This window comes from Paenibacillus sp. TSM33, from assembly GCF_056099025.1.
In genome coordinates, this window is the sequence record NZ_JBLZXB010000084.1 from 1 (window position 1) to 245 (window position 245).

At 42.9% G+C, this 245-nt stretch carries 1 rRNA gene; it reads left to right on the plus strand.

Annotated features, from left to right (window positions below):
* A 16S ribosomal RNA gene (locus ACN6NF_RS25995) occupies positions 1-71 on the plus strand; the annotation flags it as partial.
* Positions 72-245: the final 174 nt, after the last annotated feature.

A 245-nucleotide genomic window follows, 5' to 3' on the forward strand; every position in this document is an offset into this window, starting at 1 on the left:
TGGGGTAGATGATTGGGGTGAAGTCGTAACAAGGTAGCCGTATCGGAAGGTGCGGCTGGATCACCTCCTTTCTATGGAGAATCGTTTCCTGCGATGGAAACATTCAAATATGAAGCATAGCTTCAAAACTCAGGTTTAGGCCTGTTACTCACTCGTTGCTCAGTTTTGAGAGTTCAAACTCTCAATATTGCACCTTGAAAACTGGATACCGAAACGAAATTGCGTTTTAGAATATTCCTTTAAGC